The organism is Stenotrophomonas sp. ESTM1D_MKCIP4_1 (assembly GCF_003086895.1).
GTDB lineage: Bacteria > Pseudomonadota > Gammaproteobacteria > Xanthomonadales > Xanthomonadaceae > Stenotrophomonas.
This window is the reverse complement of the sequence record NZ_CP026004.1, coordinates 4,082,977-4,103,441: the sequence shown is the minus strand read 5'-3', so window position 1 is coordinate 4,103,441 and position 20,465 is coordinate 4,082,977. Positions and strand designations below refer to the sequence as shown.

Annotated in this window: 19 protein-coding genes; 10 read left to right on the top strand and 9 right to left on the bottom strand. The window is 67.2% G+C overall.

The window, feature by feature from the left end; all coding sequences use genetic code 11:
• Nucleotides 1-109 precede the first annotated feature (109 nt).
• Nucleotides 110-1,036, top strand: coding sequence for a DUF808 domain-containing protein (locus C1924_RS18565; protein ID WP_108766625.1), 927 nt, complete (start codon nt 110-112; stop codon nt 1,034-1,036).
• A 74-nt stretch (nt 1,037-1,110) separates the two neighbouring features.
• Here C1924_RS18565 and C1924_RS18560 read toward each other — a convergent pair whose 3' ends face one another.
• Nucleotides 1,111-2,649: a GGDEF domain-containing protein gene (locus C1924_RS18560; RefSeq protein ID WP_108766624.1), complete on the bottom strand. Its 1,539-nt coding sequence runs from the start codon at nt 2,647-2,649 to the stop codon at nt 1,111-1,113.
• 106 nt (nt 2,650-2,755) lie between these two features.
• Between C1924_RS18560 and C1924_RS18555 the strand changes: the two genes are divergently transcribed.
• Nucleotides 2,756-3,391 carry an NAD-dependent dehydratase gene (locus tag C1924_RS18555; RefSeq protein ID WP_108766623.1) on the top strand — a complete coding sequence of 212 codons (636 nt, stop codon included), beginning with the start codon at nt 2,756-2,758 and terminating at the stop codon, nt 3,389-3,391.
• A 157-nt stretch (nt 3,392-3,548) separates the two neighbouring features.
• Here C1924_RS18555 and C1924_RS18550 read toward each other — a convergent pair whose 3' ends face one another.
• Genes C1924_RS18550 through pdhA form a run of 4 tightly spaced genes read right to left on the bottom strand, consistent with a single transcriptional unit; the run spans nt 3,549 to nt 7,431 of the window.
• Nucleotides 3,549-4,937 (bottom strand): dihydrolipoamide acetyltransferase family protein, encoded by a 1,389-nt coding sequence (locus tag C1924_RS18550; RefSeq protein WP_108766622.1) that lies wholly within the window; start codon nt 4,935-4,937, stop codon nt 3,549-3,551.
• Nucleotides 4,934-5,287 carry an SH3 domain-containing protein gene (locus C1924_RS18545; protein WP_108766621.1) on the bottom strand — a complete coding sequence of 118 codons (354 nt, stop codon included), beginning with the start codon at nt 5,285-5,287 and terminating at the stop codon, nt 4,934-4,936. The genes C1924_RS18550 and C1924_RS18545 overlap by 4 nt, the downstream gene beginning before the upstream one ends.
• A 1-nt stretch (nt 5,288) precedes the next feature.
• Nucleotides 5,289-6,356, bottom strand: coding sequence for an alpha-ketoacid dehydrogenase subunit beta (locus C1924_RS18540; RefSeq protein WP_079223931.1), 1,068 nt, complete (start codon nt 6,354-6,356; stop codon nt 5,289-5,291).
• A complete protein-coding gene (gene pdhA, locus C1924_RS18535; protein WP_108766620.1) occupies nt 6,349-7,431 on the bottom strand; it encodes a pyruvate dehydrogenase (acetyl-transferring) E1 component subunit alpha in 1,083 nt (360 codons plus the stop codon). Before pdhA ends, C1924_RS18540 begins: the two co-directional genes overlap by 8 nt.
• Nucleotides 7,432-7,755: 324 nt before the next feature.
• On the opposite strand from pdhA, the gene C1924_RS18530 reads away from it, so the two are divergent.
• The 3 genes from C1924_RS18530 (at nt 7,756) to C1924_RS18520 (ending at nt 10,939) form a co-directional block, all read left to right on the top strand.
• Nucleotides 7,756-8,631 carry a tryptophan 2,3-dioxygenase family protein gene (locus C1924_RS18530; protein ID WP_108766619.1) on the top strand — a complete coding sequence of 292 codons (876 nt, stop codon included), beginning with the start codon at nt 7,756-7,758 and terminating at the stop codon, nt 8,629-8,631.
• Nucleotides 8,632-8,811: 180 nt separating this feature from the next.
• A complete protein-coding gene (locus tag C1924_RS18525) occupies nt 8,812-10,311 on the top strand; it encodes an oligopeptide:H+ symporter (protein ID WP_108766618.1) in 1,500 nt (499 codons plus the stop codon).
• 16 nt (nt 10,312-10,327) lie between these two features.
• Nucleotides 10,328-10,939: a thioredoxin family protein gene (locus tag C1924_RS18520; RefSeq protein ID WP_108766617.1), complete on the top strand. Its 612-nt coding sequence runs from the start codon at nt 10,328-10,330 to the stop codon at nt 10,937-10,939.
• Nucleotides 10,940-11,033: 94 nt separating this feature from the next.
• Here C1924_RS18520 and C1924_RS18515 read toward each other — a convergent pair whose 3' ends face one another.
• A complete protein-coding gene (locus C1924_RS18515) occupies nt 11,034-11,996 on the bottom strand; it encodes an IS110 family transposase (RefSeq protein WP_108766616.1) in 963 nt (320 codons plus the stop codon).
• 335 nt (nt 11,997-12,331) lie between these two features.
• On the opposite strand from C1924_RS18515, the gene C1924_RS18510 reads away from it, so the two are divergent.
• Nucleotides 12,332-13,462, top strand: coding sequence for a hypothetical protein (locus tag C1924_RS18510; RefSeq protein ID WP_108766615.1), 1,131 nt, complete (start codon nt 12,332-12,334; stop codon nt 13,460-13,462).
• 615 nt (nt 13,463-14,077) lie between these two features.
• Here C1924_RS18510 and C1924_RS18505 read toward each other — a convergent pair.
• A complete protein-coding gene (locus C1924_RS18505; RefSeq protein WP_108766614.1) occupies nt 14,078-14,314 on the bottom strand; it encodes a hypothetical protein in 237 nt (78 codons plus the stop codon).
• 548 nt (nt 14,315-14,862) lie between these two features.
• Nucleotides 14,863-15,357 carry a MarR family transcriptional regulator gene (locus tag C1924_RS18500; RefSeq protein ID WP_108766613.1) on the bottom strand — a complete coding sequence of 165 codons (495 nt, stop codon included), beginning with the start codon at nt 15,355-15,357 and terminating at the stop codon, nt 14,863-14,865.
• Nucleotides 15,358-15,486: 129 nt separating this feature from the next.
• On the opposite strand from C1924_RS18500, the gene hppD reads away from it, so the two are divergent.
• Together hppD and hmgA are read left to right on the top strand one after the other, a co-directional pair.
• Entirely contained in the window at nt 15,487-16,599 is a 1,113-nt protein-coding gene (hppD, locus tag C1924_RS18495) for a 4-hydroxyphenylpyruvate dioxygenase (protein ID WP_174208704.1), read from the top strand.
• Between the two features lie 101 nt (nt 16,600-16,700).
• A complete protein-coding gene (gene hmgA / locus C1924_RS18490; protein ID WP_108766612.1) occupies nt 16,701-18,005 on the top strand; it encodes a homogentisate 1,2-dioxygenase in 1,305 nt (434 codons plus the stop codon).
• 152 nt (nt 18,006-18,157) lie between these two features.
• Here the strand turns inward: hmgA and C1924_RS18485 are convergent, their stop codons facing one another.
• On the bottom strand, nt 18,158-18,673 hold the full coding sequence (locus C1924_RS18485; protein ID WP_108766611.1) for a hypothetical protein: 516 nt from the start codon (nt 18,671-18,673) through the stop codon (nt 18,158-18,160).
• Between the two features lie 123 nt (nt 18,674-18,796).
• Here C1924_RS18485 and C1924_RS18480 point away from each other — a divergent pair, with 123 nt between their 5' ends.
• Nucleotides 18,797-19,435, top strand: coding sequence for a hypothetical protein (locus C1924_RS18480; protein ID WP_108766610.1), 639 nt, complete (start codon nt 18,797-18,799; stop codon nt 19,433-19,435).
• Between the two features lie 73 nt (nt 19,436-19,508).
• Nucleotides 19,509-20,462: a sodium:calcium antiporter gene (locus C1924_RS18475; protein WP_108766609.1), complete on the top strand. Its 954-nt coding sequence runs from the start codon at nt 19,509-19,511 to the stop codon at nt 20,460-20,462.
• Nucleotides 20,463-20,465 lie beyond the last annotated feature (3 nt).

Below are 20,465 nucleotides of genomic sequence, written 5' to 3'. Positions count from 1 at the left end.
CTACCGCGGCTCTGCAGTGTGGCCGGGGTCCGGTGGGCGTGCGGTGAACCCGCTTCCGCAGCAGGCACTGGATCGGTCAGAATCCGTCCATCCCCTCATTGGATCCATCATGGCCGGTGCCAGTCTGTTCGCCCTGCTCGACGATATCGCTACGCTGCTCGACGACGTCTCGATCCTCACCAAAGTCGCGGCGAAGAAAACCGCTGGGGTGCTCGGCGACGACCTGGCACTGAACGCGCAGCAGGTGACCGGCGTCAATGCCAACCGCGAACTGCCGGTGGTGTGGGCGGTGGCCAAGGGCTCGCTGGTGAACAAGGTGATCCTGGTGCCGGCGGCACTGGCCATCAGTGCGCTGGAGGCCTGGCTGCACAGCCGTGGCTGGAACGTGCCGCTGATCGTGCCGCTGATGATGATCGGCGGCGCCTTCCTGTGCTTTGAAGGCGTGGAAAAGCTGGCGCACCGCTTCCTGCATTCGGCCGACGAGGACGCCGAACACCAGGCCGAGCGGCGCAAGGCGCTGGCCGATGCGCAGGTGGACATGGTGGCGTGGGAGAAGGACAAGGTGAAGGGCGCCGTCCGCACCGACTTCATCCTGTCAGCCGAGATCATCGTGCTGACCCTGGGCGTGGTGGCGACGGTGGCCTTCACCCAGCAGCTGCTGACCCTGTCGGTGGTGGCACTGGCGATGACAGTGTTCGTCTACGGCCTGGTGGCCGGCATCGTGAAGCTGGATGACGTGGGCCTGTACCTGTCGCGCAAGGGCGGGGCCGTGGCCGCCTTCGGCCGTGGCCTGGTGGTGTCCGCGCCGTGGCTGATGAAGTTCCTGTCGGTGGCCGGCACCATCGCCATGTTCCTGGTCGGCGGCGGCATCCTGGTGCACAACGTGCCGGTGCTGCACCACGCTGTGCAGGGCCTGGGTGGCGAAGGGCAATGGGGCTGGCTGATCGGTGCAGCGGCGAACATGGTGGTCGGCATCGTTGCCGGCGCCATCGTCCTGGCCGCCGTGACCGGCTTCCAGAAGCTGCGCGGCAAATAAGCGACCGCGCGCCGCGAAGGGCGTGCCGACCAACGGTCGGCACCCACCAGAGCCGGTTCCGGTGTGATGCGGGATTACCCCGCCTGCACGCGGTTCTTGCCCTGGCGCTTGGCCACATACAGCGCCTCGTCGGCGCGCCGCAGCAGGGCGTCGGCATCATCGCCGGGCTGCCACTGCGCCAGCCCGGCGCTGAAATGCACCGGCACGCGCTGGTCCTGCACGGTCAGTACGCGGTGGGCCAGCGAGCGCTGCAGACGCTGCACCGTGGCCATGCTGTCGGCGCCGGGGGTTTCCGGCAGCACCAGCACGAACTCGTCGCCGCCCAGGCGGGCTACGCCATCGGTGGCGCGCAGCAGCAGGCGGCAGATCGACACCAGGTGCTGCAGAAGCGCGTCGCCACCGGCATGGCCATGGGTGTCGTTTGTCTGGTGGAAATCATCCAGGTCGATCACCGCCAGGCCCAGTGGCGTGCTGTTGCGCGCCGCCCGTGCCATTTCCCGCTGCAGCATCTCGTCCAGGCCGCGTCGGTTGAGCGCCTGGGTCAACGGATCGATGCGGGCCAGATCACCGGCCTCGCGCAGTTCCTGTTCCAGTTCGGTGATGCGCCGTTCGGCCCGTTCCACTTCCTGCCGCGCGCTGGCCAGGTGGTCGCGCGCCTGCGCGGCCTGCTGCTGCACCTTGCCGGTGTCGTGCATCACTTCCTGCAGCAGGTGGTTGAGATCGGCGATGCTGCGCGCTTCGCGCAGCTGCAGCGCATAGCTGCCGATGCGGTCGTGGTATTCGCCAGTGCTGGCAGCCATGCCGTCCATGCGTTCGATGAACTCACCCATCAGGCCGCGCATCGCCGCCTTGGAATCGTCGATGCCCTGGCGCAGCAGGCCCTGCTTGTAGATCACCTCGCGCAGTTCGGCACGCGTGCGCTCGACCGATTCCGCTTCCAGCGGACCGGCCAGCAGCTGGCGTACCGCAGCGATCTGGCCCTGCAGCCAGCTGCGGTCATCGAGCAGCTCACTCACGTTTTCCAGCAGCAGCGCGAACAGTTCCAGCAGCAGCGCCTGCTGCTCCTGCCAGCTTTCCGCGCGCACGCCCACCTGGTGGCCCAGCTCGCGCACGCCCTGTTCGATGGGTTCAAGCGGTGCGCCCGGCTGCCATTTCCGCAGCTGCGCGGCCAACGCCTGGGCCTGGTCGCGCAGGTCGGGGTCGTGCTGCAGCAGCGATACCACTGCGCCGCCCAGCAGCAGCCGCAGTTGTTCAGACAGGCGCAGGCTGTCGGGCTGGCCGTCGGGGGAGTGCTGCTCGATGGTGCGGATGTATTTGTCGATCAGCTGCCGCATGGCCCGGCCGTAACGCGGCCAGTCCGCGCTGGCCTGGGCCGACTGCAGGCGGTCACCCATGTCGCCCAGCTCGCCGGGCAGGGTGGCCATGCCATTGGCAAAGGCGGCCAGCAGCGGCTCGGGTGCATCGGCGACGGCGAACAACTGCTGCAGGGCCACCGCCGAGCCGCCCTGCAGGACCACCCGGTCGCCACGGCCGTCGTCGGACACCGCGCGAACGCGCGCCGGCGGTCCCAGGGCGGTGCCGGGGGCAGGGCGGTGATCGGGCTGGTCCGTCATGGTTGAAAATCCTGGGGCTGGCAGGGGCTGGTGAGAGCATATCGGCGCGGCCGCCGACGGCTTGAACGGCTACGATGGGCCACAGGATGCCGCAGGGGAGGTGGGTATGCGCGTGATGTTGCTGGGGGCGACCGGCCTGGTGGGCGGGCTGGCCCTGCCGATGCTGCTGGATGACCCGCTATGCCGCGCAGTGGTGGCCCCGACCCGTCGCCCGCTGGGCCTGAGCCACCCGAAACTGCATGCCCCGGTGCTGCAGTTCGATGCCCTGCCCGAGGCGCCGCACTGGGCGGAGGTGGATGCGGTGATCTGCGCCCTGGGCAGCACGATGGCCCAGGCCGGCAGCCGCGAGGCGTTCCACCGCATCGACCATGACTACCCGCTGGCGTTCGCCCACCTGGCCCGGAGCCAGGGGGCCCGCATCTTCGTGTTGAATTCGGCTGCCGGCGCCGATGCGGGCTCGGCGTTCTTCTACAACCGGGTGAAGGGAGAGCTTGAGCGCGACCTGCACGCGCTGGGCTTTGCCTCGCTGACTCTGGTGCGGCCCGGCCTGATCGGGGGGCAGCGGCAGCAGGTACGCCGTGGCGAGCGGTTCGCGCTGAAGGTACTGGGCGCACTGGGGCCGGTACTGCCGCGGGGCTGGCGCATCAACCCGGCCGAGCGCATTGCCAGGGCGCTGGTGGATGCGGCGCTGGCGCCGCCACCGGGCGAACACGTGGTGGCATCGCGCGATCTGGTGGGCTGACACGCAGCGGCGAGCGTGCTCGACGGCCTTTGCCTTCCGCGAACGGCAGTCGAGCAAGCTCGACTTTGCCCATGCAAACGCCAAGGCCGCCGATCATCCGGCGTTTTCTGTTCCCTATGGGGTGCCAACCAGCGGTTGGCCCCCACCTATCAAGGGATCAGCTGGCCAGTGCCAGATCATCCATCATGGCGCGCAGGAAGCGGGCCGCTTCGCCGCCGGTGGCAGCGCGGTGGTCGAAGGTCACCGACAGCGGGATGACCTTGTGCGCTTCCACGCCGCCCATCACCGGGGTCATCTGGTGGCGGGCCCGGCCGGCACCGATGATCGCCACGCACGGCGGCACCACGACCGGGGTCGCGTAGCGGCCGGCGAACATGCCGAAGTTGGACAGCGAGATGGTGTAGCCGCTCAGTTCCGAAGCCGCGATGGAGCGCGCTTCCACCTGCTCGCGCAGGCGGTTGACGCCTTCGCGGATGCCTCGGGCATCCAGCATGTCGGCATTGCGCAGCGCCGGCACGAACAGGCCGTCGTCGGTGTCCACGGCAATGCCGATGTCCACCTGTGCGTGCAGGGTGCGGGTCAGCGCTTCACCATCGAACCAGGCATTCATCGCCGGCACCTTCTGGGCAGCGACCACGATCGCGCGCACCAGGCGGGCAGTGACGTCATTGCCCGGCAGCCAGGCGTGGATGTCGGCGTCGTCGTTCAGCGTGGTCGGCACGACCTTGCTGTGCGCATCGGCCATCACCCGCGCCATGTTGCGGCGCACGCCCTTCAGCGGTTCCGGCTGGCCCTTGGCGACCACGCCCGGCGGCTGGGTACGCATCGGCTTGCCGGCGGCGGACAGCGGGGTGCGGGCTTCGCTCTGCACCGGGGCCGACACCTGGGCCGGGGCCGGCGCGGCATAGGCAGCAGCAGCCACCGGGACCGGCGCGGCGCCCAGCTTGGCGCTGCCATCGGCCGCCGCCTGCTTGACGTCGGCCATGGTCACCGCGCCATCGGCGCCGGTGGCGCGCACGCGGGCCAGATCCACGCCCAGCTTGCGCGCGGTGGCACGCACGGCGGGCACGGCCTTGACGCCACCGACGGCCAGCGCCTGTTCGGTGTGCACGGCATTGGAGCTCTGCATGGCGCCGACCACGGTGCCGGCGTCATCGCGCTCGGCCTTTTCTTCGGCAGCCACCGGAGCAGCGGCCGCTGCAGCCGTGGGGATCGGCGGCGGGGTCGGTGCGGCAGGGGCGGCCGGCGCATGGCCGTGGCTGTGGCCGGTGTCCTGGCCATCGGCGCGCTGCGGCAGGTTCGGGTCGATCTCGAAGCTGGCCAGCACCGCGCCGGTCGGGATGATGTCGCCGGCCGCGCCGGACAGCTTCAGCACCTTGCCCGATACCGGGGACGGCACTTCCACCACGGCCTTGGCGGTCTCCATCGACACCAGCGGCGCGTCCAGCTTGATCACGTCGCCTTCCTTGACGAACCACTCGACGATGGTCGCGTCCGGCAGGCCTTCACCCAGGTCGGGCAGGTTGAAATTCTTGGTCTGGCTCATGTGCAGTTCTCTTCCAGCAGTTCCAGTTCGCGGGCCGGCAGCCAGCCCGTCGCGCCGTTTGCGCGCTCGGACCACCACCACCCACCATGTTCGTGATGCAGCTTCACCATCTCGCCGTTTTCCACATCCAGCTCGCGGGCGTCGTAGTCGCGCAGGGCTTCGGCGCGACCCTCATCCAGCAGCTGCAGCCAGGCGATGGGCGCCCATCCAGCGCGCCCATCGGTGGTGCGTACCCAGGCAAACGCCGGCCATTCCTCGTCACGAACACCTACTTCGACGATCTGGCCGGTGCGGAACCGGAGCGGATTGGAATACTGGCTGCGGTAAGCCCCAAGAAGGCGGGCCCGCATGTCAGCCTGCCGCCACCGCGCGCTTGGCCGCGGTCACGATCCGGTCCACGCTGGGCAGGTACTTCATTTCCAGGCGGAACAGCGGAATGTGGGTGTCGTAGCCGGTAACGCGCTCGACCGGGGCCAGCAGGTCGTACAGGGATTCTTCGGCCAGGCGCGCGGCGATCTCGGCACCAAAGCCCGCGGTCTTCGGGGCTTCCTGCACGACCACGCAGCGGCCGGTCTTGGCCACCGATTCGGCGATGGTGGCAAAGTCCAGCGGACGCAGCGTGGCCACGTCGATGACTTCGGCACTGATGCCTTCGCCGGCCAGCTTGTCGGCCGCTTCCAGCGCTTCCTTCACCTGTGCGCCCCAGGCCACCAGGGTCACGTCGGTGCCATCGCGCAGCACGAAGCACACATCCAGCGGCAGCGCTTCGCCGTCGTTGACGACCACTTCCTTGTACTGGCGGTAGATGCGCTTGGGTTCCATGTAGATCACCGGGTCGGGATCACGCATGGCGGCCAGCAGCAGGCCGTAGGCGCGCTGCGGGCTGGACGGCAGCACCACGCGCAGGCCCGGCACGTTGGTGAAGATCGATTCGTTGGCTTCGCTGTGGTGTTCCGGCGCGCGGATGCCACCGCCCCACGGCACGCGCAGCACCATCGGGCAGTGCAGGCGGCCACGGGTACGGGTACGCAGGCGCGCGGCGTGGCAGATGATGTGGTCGACCATCGGGTAGACGAAGCCGTCGAACTGGGCTTCGGCCACCGGCTTCATGCCCTGCGCGGCCAGGCCGACGGTCAGGCCGGCGATGGTGGTTTCATCCAGCGGGGTGTCGAGGATGCGCTGCGAACCGAAGCGCTGCTGCAGGCCGGCGGTGGCGCGGAACACGCCGCCGTTCACGCCCACGTCCTCGCCCAGCACCAGCACCGACGGGTCGTGTTCCAGCTCCCAGGCCAGGGCCTGGGTGATGGCTTCGATCAGGGTGATGGGGGTAGCGGTCATTGCAATATCTCCACCGGCGACAGCGGCGCTGTCGGCGGCATTGGCCTGGGAAGCGGATGCGCCCGTCTTGATGTCATCCATGGCGCTGCTCCAGGGCAATGGCGGCCGCGCGCTGGGCCAGCAGGTCCGCCGGCGGATCGGCATACAGATAGTCGAACATGGCCTCGACCGGCTGCACCGGGGTGTTGAGGTACTGGTTCACTTCCTCGTCCACCCTGGCCGCGCACTGCTCGACCCAGGTCTTTTCTTCTTCTTCGCTCCACACGCCGTTGGCGATGAGGTACTTGCGCAGGCGCAGCATCGGCTCACGGGTCCAGGCGTCCTTCACCTCGGCGTCGTCGCGGTAACGGCGCGCGTCGTCGGCGGTGGTGTGGTCGGACAGGCGGTAGGTCATCAGTTCCAGCACGGTGCCGCCTTCGCCGGCCAGGCCGCGTTCGCGTGCCTGTTCCATCGCGGCCAGCACGGCGATCAGGTCGTTGCCGTCCACCTGCAGGCAGTGCAGGCCACCGGCCAGGCCCTTCTGGGCCAGGGTTTCAGCGCCGGTCTGGGCCGAGCGCGGCACCGAGATGGCCCAGCCGTTGTTGACGATGCACAGGATCAGCGGGAGCTTGTAGGCACCGGCCGAATTGAGCGCGGCGTAGAAGTCGGTCTTGGAACTGCCGCCATCGCCACACACCGCCACCGCGATCTGCGGTTCGTTGTTGAGCTTGAACTTCAGCGCAGCGCCGGCAGCGTGCAGGCACTGGGTGGAGATGGGCACGCAGAACGGGAAGTCCTTCACCGCGTTGCCGGTGTAGTCGTTGCCGCGCTCGTCGCCGCCCCAGTACATCAGCACGTCGTACGGGCGAACGCCGCGCATGAACATGGCACCGTATTCGCGGTAGCTGGGGGCGAACACATCGCCGGCCTTCATCGCCGCGCCGATGCCCACGTGGGCGGCCTCGTGGCCCAGGCAGGCGGCGTAGGTGCCGAGCTTGCCGGTGCGCTGCAGGGCGATGGATTTGCTGTCGAACGTGCGCACGTACAGCATCTGCTTGAACAGCGGCACCAGGACAGCCGGATCCTTCAGGGAAGCGGGCAGGTCGTCACGGACGAGCGTGCCGTCCGCGTCCAGGTACTGCAGGTATTCGATCTTGAACTCGGCGGCTACCGTCATTGCGTACTGCACCTTCGACAGAGAAGTTACAAATGATATGAATCGCCATGTTAAGGAAGGCGTACGAAATAGCCTTCCTGCGGCGCAACACGGGGATTCCCCTTTGTACCCCTGGCGACGGCTCGGGGGCCAATAACAACAACGTATTCAGTCGTTGCTGCAAAGCATCAGAATACGCCTTTGGCTGACTGCCGGCGCAACGGCGCAAACGGTTCCACGCGCAACAGCGGTTCCACAGTCCCTCCGCACGCCCCGGTACGGTGGCCCGGCTGCCCGCACGGCAGGCAACGCGCTACCCTTGCCGCCCCTGTTCTGGTCCCGCCCATGTCCGTCGACAACAACCAACGCGATCTCGAAGCCGGCATCCACACCGACCTGCACGGACGCCTGACCTACGGCGGCTACCTGCGGCTGGACCAGCTGCTGAGCGCGCAGCAGCCGCTGTCCAACCCGCCGCACCACGACGAGATGCTGTTCATCATCCAGCACCAGACCTCGGAGCTGTGGCTGAAGCTGCTGGGCCACGAGCTGCGTGCGGCCATCGGCTTCCTGCAGCGCGATGAAGTCTGGCAGTGCCGCAAGGTGCTGGCCCGCAGCAAGCAGGTGCTGCGCCAGCTGACCGAACAGTGGTCGGTGCTGGAAACGCTGACCCCGTCCGAGTACATGGGCTTCCGCGATGTGCTGGGCCCGTCGTCAGGCTTCCAGTCGCTGCAGTACCGCTACATCGAGTTCCTGCTGGGCAACAAGAACGCGCAGATGCTGCAGGTGTTCGAGCATGACGTGGAGGGCCAGGCACAGCTGCGCAGCGTGCTGGAAGCGCCGAGCCTGTACGAGGAGTTCCTGAAGTACCTGGCCCGCTTCGGCCATGCCATCCCCGACCTGTACACCGACCGCGACTGGACCCAGCCGCACGTGGCCGACGACAGCCTGCAGCCGGTGTTCGCGCGCATCTACCAGGACACCGACCGCTACTGGCGTGAGTACTCGCTGTGCGAGGACCTGGTGGATCTGGAAACCGCCTTCCAGCTGTGGCGCTTCCGTCACATGCGCACCGTGATGCGGGTGATCGGCTTCAAGCGTGGTACCGGCGGCTCATCCGGAGTGGGCTTCCTGCGACAGGCACTGGAGCTGACCTTCTTCCCCGAACTGTTCCAGGTGCGCACCAGCCTGCAGGCGGCGCCGCCGGCCGACCCGGTCTGAGCCCCATTCAGCAAGGCCCTCGACCCACCGCTGGATCGTTTCAGATGCAAGTTCAGCGAGCAGGCCGGGACCTGCCTCAAACGGCGTGTATTTGACGTGAACGCCACAAGTCGGTGATCCTCGCGCGTTGCTCCAGCGCACATCGGATGTGCCGTCCATCCACCGAACCAGGAAACCCGCATGAGCCTAAACGCCACTGCGAACACCCCAGAGCCGGCGCTGCCGGACTTCAATACCACGCTGGGCCACCCGCGCCCGCTGTGGATGCTGTTCATGACCGAGTTCTGGGAGCGCTTTGCGTTCTACGGCATCCGCTGGGCCTTGGTGCTGTACATCGTCGCCCAGTTCTACAACGGCAGCGCATCCGGTGAAGGCGATGCCAGCCGCATCTATGGCGCCTACCTGGCCCTGGTGTACGCCGCAGCGATCTTCGGTGGCTACGTGGCTGACCGGGTGCTGGGCTACCAGCGTTCGATCCTGACCGGCGCGGTCATCATGGCGGCCGGCCTGTTCATGATCTCGCTGCCGCAGGAGCACATCTTCAAGCTCGGCCTGGCCACGATCATCGTCGGCAACGGCCTGTTCAAGCCGAACATCTCCACCATGGTCGGCAAGCTGTACGGCCTGAAGGATGAGCGCCGCGATTCGGGCTTCACCATCTTCTACATGGGCATCAACATCGGCGCGATGATCGCCCCGGTGCTGACCGAATGGCTGGCGCGCAAGGTGTTCGGTACCGACGCGATGCCGTCCTACAAGGTGGTGTTCATCGCCTCGGGCGTGGGCATGCTGATCTCGCTGGTGTGGTTCTACATCGGACGCGCCGGCCTGAAGGGCATCGGTGCACCGCCGGCCGGTGCCGAAGGCTTCGGTCGCATCGTGATGGTGCTGGTGGGTGCCGTGGTCGCCATTCCGGTGGCCTACTTCCTGCTGGCCACCGGCGCTGCGGCGCTGGCCTGGATCCTGGGCGCGATGTTCACCGCCTTGGCGATCCTGCTGCTGGTGGAAGGCATCCGCGAGGGCAAGGTGCAGCGCGACCGCGTGATCGCCATGCTGATCATCTTCGCTTTCAACGTCATGTTCTGGATGTTCTTCGAGCAGGCCGGCAGCTCCTTCACCTTCCTGGCCGAGAACATCGTCAACCGCCAGTTCGGTGACTGGACCTTCCCGACCGCGTGGTTCCAGTCCGTCAACTCGGTGGCCATCATCACCCTGGCGCCGATCATCGCCTGGATCTGGGTGGCCATGGGCAGCGCCAATCCGTCCATTCCGCGCAAGTTCGGCCTCGGCCTGCTGTTCAACGGCGCCGCATTCGCGCTGCTGATGTTCGCTCTGTCGCAGATGGTGGTGGACGGCAAGATCCCGTTCTGGACCCTGTTCATGGTCTACGTCATCCAGTCGGTGGGCGAGCTGTGCCTGTCGCCGATCGGTCTGTCGATGGTGACCAAGCTGGCCCCGGTGCGCCTGGTCGGCTTCGGCATGGGTGGCTGGTTCCTGTCCACCGGCATCGGCAACAACCTGTCGGGCATCTTCGCCGGCGCGGTGTCTGGTGAAGGCGGCATGACGATCGAATCGGCGCTGAAGGGGTATACCTTCGGCTTCTGGGCCCTGATCGGCTCCGGCGTGGTGCTGTTCCTGATCGCCCCGCTGATCAACAAGCTGATGCACGGCGTCAAGTAAACAGAGGGTAGTGGGCATGCGTACAACGTTCGGCAGTGCAGTGATGGCAGTGGTGTGTGCGGCGCTGATCAGCGCCTGTTCCCAGCAACCGCCACCGGCACCGGCCGAACCGACGCAGCCGCTCGACACCCGGCCCACCGAGCCACCGGCCGCTGATCCCAGCGCGCCGGTGGCCTCGGGCAACACCCCGGCAGCCGCGGATATCGCCGCCATTGCCGGGCTCAATGCCAGCTTCGACCCGGCGCGCGACCCGGCCGCCGATCTGGAAACGGCCAAGGTCGAAGCCCAGCGTGGCAACAAGCACATCATCCTGGACGTGGGTGGCGAATGGTGCCCGTGGTGCCACCTGCTGGACCAGTTCGTGGAAGGCGATGGCGAAATCCGCCGCTTCCGCGATGCGAACTACGTCTGGATGAAGGTTAACTACAGCGAAGAGAACGAGAACGCGGCGTTCCTTTCGCAGTACCCGCAGGTGAAGGGCTACCCGCACCTGTTCGTGCTCGATTCGGATGGCACCCTGCTGCAGTCGCAGTTCACCGGCGAGCTGGAAAAGGCCAAGAGCGAAGGCAAGGGCTACAACCGCAGGAAGTTCATGGCGTTCCTGGAAAAGTGGGCGCCGCAGCGCTGACCCCGGTTCTGTAGAGTCGAGCCCATGCTGTTCTGCTGTTCTGCTGTTCTGCTGTTCTGCCGTGCCCCGTAGAGTCGAGATCCTATGTTCGCAGTCAAGCCTGCTGGAAGCGGGCTTGGCCCACCTTCAACAGGGCTGGATCGAAATCCTTGCCGCTCTTGAATACACCCCACGCAATCCTGGCCAGCTTTCTGGCCAGAATGTTGAATACGGCTGTGCTTGGGTGTCCGCGCCCTGATAGATCGTCGTAAAGCGGCTGCCCGCCGCGGCAACGCTTGAGACCCATAGCCGCCATGTACAGCATCTGGCGCAGTACGGGCGCGCCTTGTTTGGACAGCCGACGCCGCCCGGTTCTGCCGCCGGATTCGTTGGGCCGAGGGTCCAGGCCGGTGCAGGCGATCCATGCGTTGGCGTTGGCCAGCGGCCAGCGCGTCATGTAGTAGACCAGATGCGCCGCCACGGCCGGACCGATCCCCGGAATGGTCAGCAGACGCTTGTAGAGCGCTCCGTGCTCTCCATCTCGGCACAACTGCTGCAGTTGGCTTTCCAGTTCCGACAGCGTGCTGGCCATTGCCTGAAGGATATCTGCCAGTTCGCCTGGGGCGCTCTTGGTGACCTCGAAGGACTGTTCCAAACGCGCCCGGGTCTCCACCAGCGTCTGTCGCTTGCGCAGCAGGTCGTGCATCTGCTGCTGCTCGTCGCTGCGTGGCACGTATTCACGCAAGCGGTCGCTTTCTTTCTTCACGTACCGGGCGATCACCTGGGCATCCATCGCATCGGTCTTGCCGCGCGCGCCGGTCGCCTTGCCGTAGTTCTTGATCCAGCGAGGATTGATCACATAGACCACGTGACCGGCTTGAATAGCCATACGCGCCACCAACTCATAGTGCTTGCCGGTCGCTTCCATGCCAATCCGGCATCGCGGCGGGAGCGTCTTGAGCCATCTGGCGATGCCAGCCTTGGTGTTCGGGATTCTGTCACCCGCCTTGCAGTCGGCCACCGCTGGCACGAGCTCCTTGGAGTCCACATCCAGACCAATCACAAGAGAATCGGACATTTGCACTGCTCCCAGCTATCTTTAAGGGGCTGGGGTGGTACCGCACCGACGTTAGCTTGCCTACATCGACGATCCCCTTTTGGGGGCCGTACGATCCTTTATCGACGTTCGTGTGCGGGATGGGGATCGCTCGACTCGTCTGTCGGCTCGATTCCGCAGATGCTTGCTTGACGGTCCCTCCACCCTGGCTCCTACATACCTCGTAGGAGCCGGCGGGAACATACAAGCTTGCTCGACTGCCCAGGTCGCTCGACCGCTTCAGAAACCCACCCCACGGCCGCTAACGGCAAGGACGTCAGTCGACAGGATCGTCGGCTGCCCCTACCGGAGCGCCCATGCACAGCGACCACGCCCAACGCCTGCCCGACGCGGCCAGCAGCGACGCTGCCCCTGAGGGCGTGAGCCTGCCGCCGCAGGACGCCCTGCTGGACGATGCAGGCACCGGCGAGGATCGCCTGGAGCTGACCCCGCCGCGCCATCGCCTGCCGCAGATCGCCCTGCCCGACAACGTCGTGCTGAAAGGCGCGGTGCAGACGCTGGTGGAACAGAAGGCCCGCCTGGACCGCCTGGCCGCCGAGGGCCAGCTGGGCGGCCTGCTGCCGCCGGAGTGGCAGAGCAGTGGCCTGCGCGCGATCGACCTGCCCAGCTTCGTGCAGGGGGTGCTGCCGTTCCTGCATACCGGCGAGCGCGGCGAAACCGCACCGGCACGCTTGCCGGTACGCCACGTGCTGGGTGACGACAGCCGCTGGGGCGTGGAGGACGTGGCCGAACCGAAATCGCTGGCCTGGTACCTGGCCGCGGATGATCGCGCCACTGCCGGCAGCAAGGACTTGGCCGAAGCCTGGCTGGTCGGCGCACTCGGCCTGGCCTGGATGCAGGCGGGGCGCAGCCGTCCTGGTTTCCTGCGTGCGATGGACCAGGACAGCCTGGCGGCACGCGTGACCATGCTGGGCTACCCGCCGCCGGGCGAGCTGGCACTGTACAACGTGACCGCGCACGGCCAGGCCCAGGTCTGGTGCGTGTATGGCCGGCGCAAGGTGCGCCCGCTGGTGGCGCCGTGGCTGAGCGTGCCGCTGTTGACCGCCTATGGCGTGGCCGCGCCGGCCGCCTGGCCCGCAGGCTTCCCGCCGGTCGATGCCGTGGCCGAAGCCATCGCCACCGTCCGCCCGGGCAGGCTGGTGCCGGAAGTGGATCTGGGCAAGGTGGTGGCGAAGATCGCCGAAGACGCGGCCGCCGAAACCTGGCAGCCGGTCAGCCTGCTGCAGCTCAACACCTGGTCGCCGCGCTGGACCTTCTTCCTCGGCACCTTTGTCGGCCTGCCGTCCCTGCTGCTGGTGGCGGCCGCGCTGGCGCTGCCGGGTGCGGTGGAAGCGGCCACGGTAGCCGCCTCGCTGGGCTTTGCCGGTGGCGCGATCGCTGCTTTGGCGGTGCCGTGGATCCATGCGCGGCGCAAGCACCTGAGCTGAGCCGGGGTCGGATCCCTTTCCGCAGGAAAGGGCTCTGACCCCATCGGGTCGGCGCCATCCACGCATGGCGTGGATCTACCGCGGAGAATCGGCGGCGGCCCCCTTTCCGCAGGAAAAGGCTCTGACCCCCATCGGGTCAGCGCCATCCACGCATGGCGTGGATCTACCGCCGAGAATCGGGGTCGGATCCCTTTCCACAGGAAAGGGCTCTGACCCCCATCGGGTCAGCGCCATCCACCCATGGCGTGGATCTACCGCGGAGAATCGGGGTCAGCGCCATCCACGCATGGCGTGGATCTACCGCGGAGAATCGGGGTCAGCGCCATCCACGCATGGCGTGGATCTACTGCGGAGAATCGGAGTCGGATCCCTTTCCGCAGGAAAGGGCTCTGACCCCCATCGGGTCAGCGCCATCCACGCATGGCGTGGATCTACTGCGGAGAATCAGGGTCAGCGCCATCCACGCATGGCGTGGATCTACTGCGGAGAATCAGGGTCAGCGCCATCCACGCATGGCGTGGATCTACTGCGGAGAATCAGGGTCAGCGCCATCCACGCATGGCGTGGATCTACCGCGGAGAATCGGGGTCAGCGCCGTCCACGCACGGCGTGGATCTACTCGCGCACCACGCGTAGCGCTGTGGCGTAGGCCTTTGCGAAGCTGGTGAAATCGCGCAGCCGGTTCAGCGACAGCAGGAACCCGGGCGGGCAGGGCTTCAGGCGATGGTGTTCAAACCAGTCATCGGCGATGGATTCCACCGTCGCCAGCGCCTCATCGATGCGCTGCAGGTCGGCCTCATGGTCGACGGTGGCGGCGGGCGGGACAATCTTGCGGCGGGCGGATCGGGACATGGCGGGATTCCTTGGATTCGTGGTTGAAAAGGCGAGATCGCATCGATTGGGCCTGGGGCGTATCCCCCGCATCGCTCACCAGAGGGCGACGACTGTGCGACGCAATCAAGCTCTGATCAACGGGCTTTCAACCCCGGCAGCGGTGCTCCGCTGCGCGCCCAGCCTCGCTCCGGTTGGGGTGTTCGTCCAATAGGCAAAACCACTCGATTGAAGCCGTTGGATAGGCCTGATCTGTCCAAGACGATGCTACCGGGCCAATCCCGAAACATCAGGTGGCAACGCCGACAGCCAGTGACGTGCGAGGCCCGAGTCCCGTTCGTCGGCGGACACCCAATTGCACGCGATCAGCGTCATCGCCAACGTCCCGACGCGCCCTTGAAGGGCTACCGACGACACGCAGGCCGTGGCAGGCGACGTCATCCACGCATGGCGTGGATCTACCGGAACGGCACCCACCGACAGCGCACGGAAGCCGGCTGTTGCTGTCGAAGTTGCCGGGCAGCGGCCGGCACTACCAGGGGCCGGAGCAGGGCCCCGGACACTTCCCCTCAGACCCCTTCGCCCATCCGCTCCAGGCCATCTCCGGCCAAGCGCAGGATCAGCGTCTCCAGCAGCTGTTCCTCTTCCTCGCTCAGCACCGACATCAGCTTGCGGGTGATTTCGATCACCAGTGGCGCGATGGTCTCGTACACCTCGAAACCCGCCGCCGACAGCGCCAGCACCGAGCGCCGACGATCGTCGCCATGCGTCTCACGCTTGATGAACCCCCGTTCCAGCAGGCGTGCCACCGCCCGGCTGACGGCCACCTTGTCCATCGCCGTGCGGTCGGAAACCTCGCTGGCCGACGACCCCGGGTACAGCGCCAGGATGGTGATGACGCGCCATTCGGGAATGGCCAGGCCGTAGCGGTCGCCATACAGTTTGGCGATATTGCCGCTCACGCGGTTGGACAGCACGCTCAGCCGATACGGCAGGAACTGTTCCAGGTCGAGCAGGACGTGCGAGGCGCGCACGCGGGTGGAGGCGGGGTCGGCTGGGCTCATGCTGCGGTGCACCTTGCTGGTGGTTTCAAGTGTAACTATAAGTGGTCTATCCGGACCCTGCATTCTCGCCGGGTCCACCCTAGCCCGCACCTGGTTTGTACCGATGCGGTACCGATTCGGAGCCACGCCATGAATACCGCAGTCCCGACCGCCTCGCACCCGAACCCCGGCATGCAGGTCACCACCTTCGAGAACCCGATGGGCATCGACGGCTTCGAGTTCGTCGAATTTGCCGCCCCGGCCGGCCGTGGCCAGGAGCTGCACGAGTACTTCCGCAAGATGGGCTTCAGCGCGGTGCTCAAGCACAAGCAGCGTCCGATTACCGTCTATCGCCAGGGCGACGTCAACTTCCTCGTCAACGAAGACCCCGATTCCTTCGCCGCCGACTTCGCCGAAAAGCATGGTCCGTGCGCCTGCGGCTTCGCCATCCGCTTCAAGAAGCCGGGCCAGGAGGTCTACCAGACCGCCCTGGGCAACGGCGCAGAGGCCATCGCTTTCAAGCCGGACAGCAAGGCCGTCAATGCCCCGGTCATCAAGGGCATCGGCGATTGCATGCTGTACCTGGTCGACCGCTACGGCAGCGCCGGCAGCGTCTTCGATGGCGACTACGAGGTGATCGACGGCGCCGACCTGCGTCCGTTCGGCTTCGGCCTGACCTTCATCGACCACCTGACCCACAACCTGTACTTCGGCAACATGCAGCAGTGGTCGGACTACTACGAGCGCCTGTTCAACTTCCGCGAGATCCGCTACTTCGACATCAAGGGCCTGAAGACCGGCCTGGTGTCCAAGGCGATGACCGCGCCGGACGGCATCGTGCGCATTCCGCTGAATGAATCGTCCGACCCGAAGAGCCAGATCAACGAGTACCTGGACGCGTACAAGGGCGAGGGCATCCAGCACATCGCCTGCTTCACCGACAACATCTACGAGACCGTCGAAGCCATGCGCGCGCAGGGCGTGGATTTCCTCGACACGCCGGAGACCTACTTCGATGTGATCGATCAGCGCGTGCCGAACCACGGTGAGGACGTCGCGCGCCTGGCGAAGAACAAGATCCTGATCGACGCCGACCCGGAAACCCACCAGCGCAAGCTGCTGCAGATCTTTACCCAGAACTGCATCGGCCCGATCTTCTTCGAGATCATCCAGCGCAAGGGCAACGAGGGCTTCGGCGAAGGCAACTTCACCGCGCTGTTTGAAAGCATCGAGCGCGACCAGATCCGCCGCGGCGTGCTGTAACGTTCATCGGTAGCGCCGGGCCACGCCCGGCGTCTGCTCACCTGTAGAGCCGAGCCATGCTCGGCTGCTTTCCGTTCCGGCATCGCGCTCCAGGAGCCACCATGTCCACCGCCATCACCGCCCGCGGCTACCAGTCCGGCTTCGGTAACGAGTTCGCCACCGAAGCCGTCGCCGGCGCGTTGCCGGTCGGGCAGAACTCGCCGCAGAAGGTGGCCCACGGCCTGTATGCCGAGCAGCTGTCCGGCACCGCGTTCACCGCGCCGCGCGGCAGCAACCGCCGCAGCTGGCTGTACCGCATCCGCCCGGCCGTGACGCACGGTGAATTCACCCCGTTCGCGCAGTCGCAGCTGAACTGTGATTTCGGCGCGCAGCCGGCGTCGCCCAACCAGCTGCGGTGGAGTCCACTGCCGCTGCCGGAACTGCCGACCGATTTCGTCGAAGGCCTGTACACGATGGGCGGCAATGGCTCGCCCGATGCTCATGCCGGCGTGGGCATCCATCTGTACGCGGCCAACCGGGACATGGTCGGCCGCTACTTCTACAACGCCGATGGCGAGCTGCTGATCGTGCCGCAGCTGGGTGCGCTGCGCCTGCTGACCGAACTGGGCGTGGTCGAGATCGAGCCGCAGCAGATCGCGGTGATACCGCGCGGTGTACGCTTCCGCGTCGAATTGCCTGATGGCCCCAGCCGCGGCTACATCTGCGAGAACTACGGCGCGCTGCTGAAGCTGCCGGACCTGGGGCCGATCGGCGCCAACGGCCTGGCCAATCCGCGTGATTTCGAGACCCCGCACGCCGCGTTCGAGGACGTGGACGGTGATTTCGAGCTGATCGCCAAGTTCGAGGGCCGCCTGTGGCGTGCGCCCATCGACCATTCACCGCTGGACGTGGTGGCGTGGCATGGCAACTACGCGCCGTACCGCTACGACCTGCGCCGCTTCAACACCATCGGCTCGATCAGCTACGACCATCCGGACCCCTCCATCTTCCTGGTGCTGCATTCGCCCAGCGACACCGCGGGCACCAGCAACATGGATTTCGCCATCTTCCCGCCGCGTTGGCTGGTGGCGCAGAACACGTTCCGCCCGCCGTGGTTCCACCGCAACATCGCCAGCGAGTTCATGGGCCTGGTGCACGGTGCCTACGACGCCAAGGCCGAAGGTTTCGTGCCGGGGGGCGCGTCGCTGCACAACTGCATGAGCGGGCACGGCCCGGATGCACCGACGTTCGACAAGGCGTCCAGCGCGGACCTGTCCAAGGCCGATGTCATCAAGGACACGATGGCCTTCATGTTCGAGACCCGCGCGGTGATCCGCCCCAGCGCACAGGCGTTGGCGGCCGGCCATCGCCAGGGTGGTTACCAGCAGTGCTGGAACGGCCTGCGCAACAATTTCCGTTCGCCGTAGGGGCCAGCCGCGCAGGCGCCGTCGCCGCGACGGCGTGGCAATGTTCGTTCGGCGTAGAGGCCGCGCAGGCGGGGTAGAGTCGACCGCTGGTCGACTGCCGCGCGCAGCGCGGGATCTTCAGGCTGGAGCAGTCGACCAACGGTCGACGCTACCTACGTCGTGGCCGCGAAGGCGTCGCAATGCTCGGCCGGCAGCGCTTCCATCAGGCGCTGCCGCACGCGCTGGCAGTATCCATCGGATGTCATGCCGGGCAGCACCCGCAGGGCCGCCTGCAGCACCTTCAGCACATCGTCTTCGGCACGCGCCTGCTGCAGGTCGCGGAACAGCGCTGCGGCCATCGGGTTCCGCTGCATTTCCAGAATGCCCAGCACGTAGATGCGCGCAGCAACCAGCGAGCGGCGGCGCTCCACCGGTGCGGCCGGTGCAGGTGCGGGCTCGGGGGCCGCAGCAGCCGGTGGTGCCGTTGTCGCTTCCTGCACGGTCTGCAGGTAACCGCCCTGGATCAGCTGGATCACCATGGCGGGCGCTTCCTGGCCCATCAATCCTGTCAGGTCGGCAATGCTGCGCTGGCCATCGCACAGGATCAGCAGCCGGCGCTGGCGCATGTCCAGCGGCGCGCGGTGGGCCTGCAGCGCGGTTCGGGCGAGGTCGGTCTTGCGCGGTTGCATGGGAGGGACGGCCAAGTCGGTGCACGCCGAGCCTGAACGCGGGGCATGAAACGGCGATGACAATGCAGCCCCTGCACGCGCGCTGCGCTAGCGTGCAGGCCTTCCATGCCAAGGATCCGCGCCATGAAACACCTTCCGATTGCCGGCTTGCTGCTGCTGTCGCTGGCCGCCTGTTCGCGCAGCCCCGACACCCCGGAGGCTGCCGCAGCCCCGGCCAAGGACACGGCGACCGCCACCGCCCCGGCCGATGCCGACCTCGCCACGACCTCCCCGGCCGATCCGCGCAGGGACAGCCCGGCGCGGCTGGATGGCTTCGGCGGCGCCACGCTGGGCGCACCCATCGCCGAGGTGCGCAGCGGCTTCGGTACGCCGCTGCAGGGGCTGGGCACCGACGCGGCCGGCAAGCCGCTGCCCGCCGATGACAGCAACGATGGCTGCTACTTCCTGCGCCCCCAGGATGCCGAGGACCCGCGCCTGATGATCGAGGGCCGCAAGCTGGTGCGCTATGACGTGCGCAGCACCGGCATCGTCGCCCCGGGCGGCGGCAAGGTCGGCATGACCCTGGGCGAACTGCAGCTGCTGTACCCCGAGCGCGCCGACGTCGGCCCGGACAAATACGATGAGAAGGCCCAGCACCTGCGCGTGCGCCCGGCCCAGGAAGGCGCGGCCATCATCGATTTCGCGCTGGGCGGCGACGGCAAGGTCGGCAGCTGGCGGGTCGGCCAGACGCCGCAGGTGGATTACGTGGAAGGCTGCGGCTGACCACGGTGGGCGTGGCCCCCCGCCGAGGGCGGGCCACGCGTAGAATCGCGCCACGACCGCTGGGGAGTGCTCGATGATCGCCATTTCAATTGCCTGGTTCCTGCTTGGCCTGCTGCTGCTGGCGCTGGGCGGGGATTCCATCGTCAAGGCCGTGTCCGGCCTGGCCCAGCGTTTCGGCACCAGCGCCTTCACGGCCGGCCTGCTGCTGTTGGGCGTTGCCACCTCGTTGCCGGAACTGGCGGTCAATGGACGCGCGCTGTGGGTCGGCCAGCCAGAGCTGGCCCTGGGCAACGCCATCGGCAGCAGTATCGCCAACCTCGGGCTTACCCTGGCCGTGGCCGCCATTGCGGCGCCGCTGCTGCTGCGCGCGCGCCTGCAGGGCGTCCTGTGGTGGGCGCTGCTGGCGGCCGGCCTGCTGCTGATCCTGTTCGGCCTGGACGGTGGCCTGCAGCGCTGGGAAGCCGGCGTGCTGGTGGTGGCCTTCGTGCTGGTGCAGGCCGTACTGCTGCGCCGTGGGCGTCTTGAAGCGCCGGACGTGCAGGCGGTCATCGCCGAGTCGGCCGTGAGCCGCACCAGCCTGCCCTTGAACGTGCTGCGTGTGCTGATCGCCGCACTGACCCTGTACTGGGGCGCGCGACTGGTGGTGGGTGCTGCGGCGGATTTTGGTGCGGCGCTGGGCTGGACCCCGTTGCTGGTGGGCCTGCTGCCGGTGGCCATCGGCACCGCGCTGCCGGAAGTAGCGGCGGCCCTTGCAGCCGCGCGGCGCGGCCAGGGCGACATGGTGCTGGGCCACGTGCTGGGATCCAGCGTGGTGAACCTGCTGCTGGTGATCGGTGTGATGGGGCTGCTGCAGCCGCTGGCTTTGCCGGCTTCGTTCGTGCGCCTGGAGCTGCCGGCGCTGCTGGCCTTCGCCCTGGTGCTGTACCCGATGCTGCGGGGCGATCTGCGGATCAGCCGCGTCGAGGGTGCGATCCTGCTGGGTGCCTTCGTGGCGTGGCTGGGGCTGGAGATCGCGCTGGTGATGTAGATC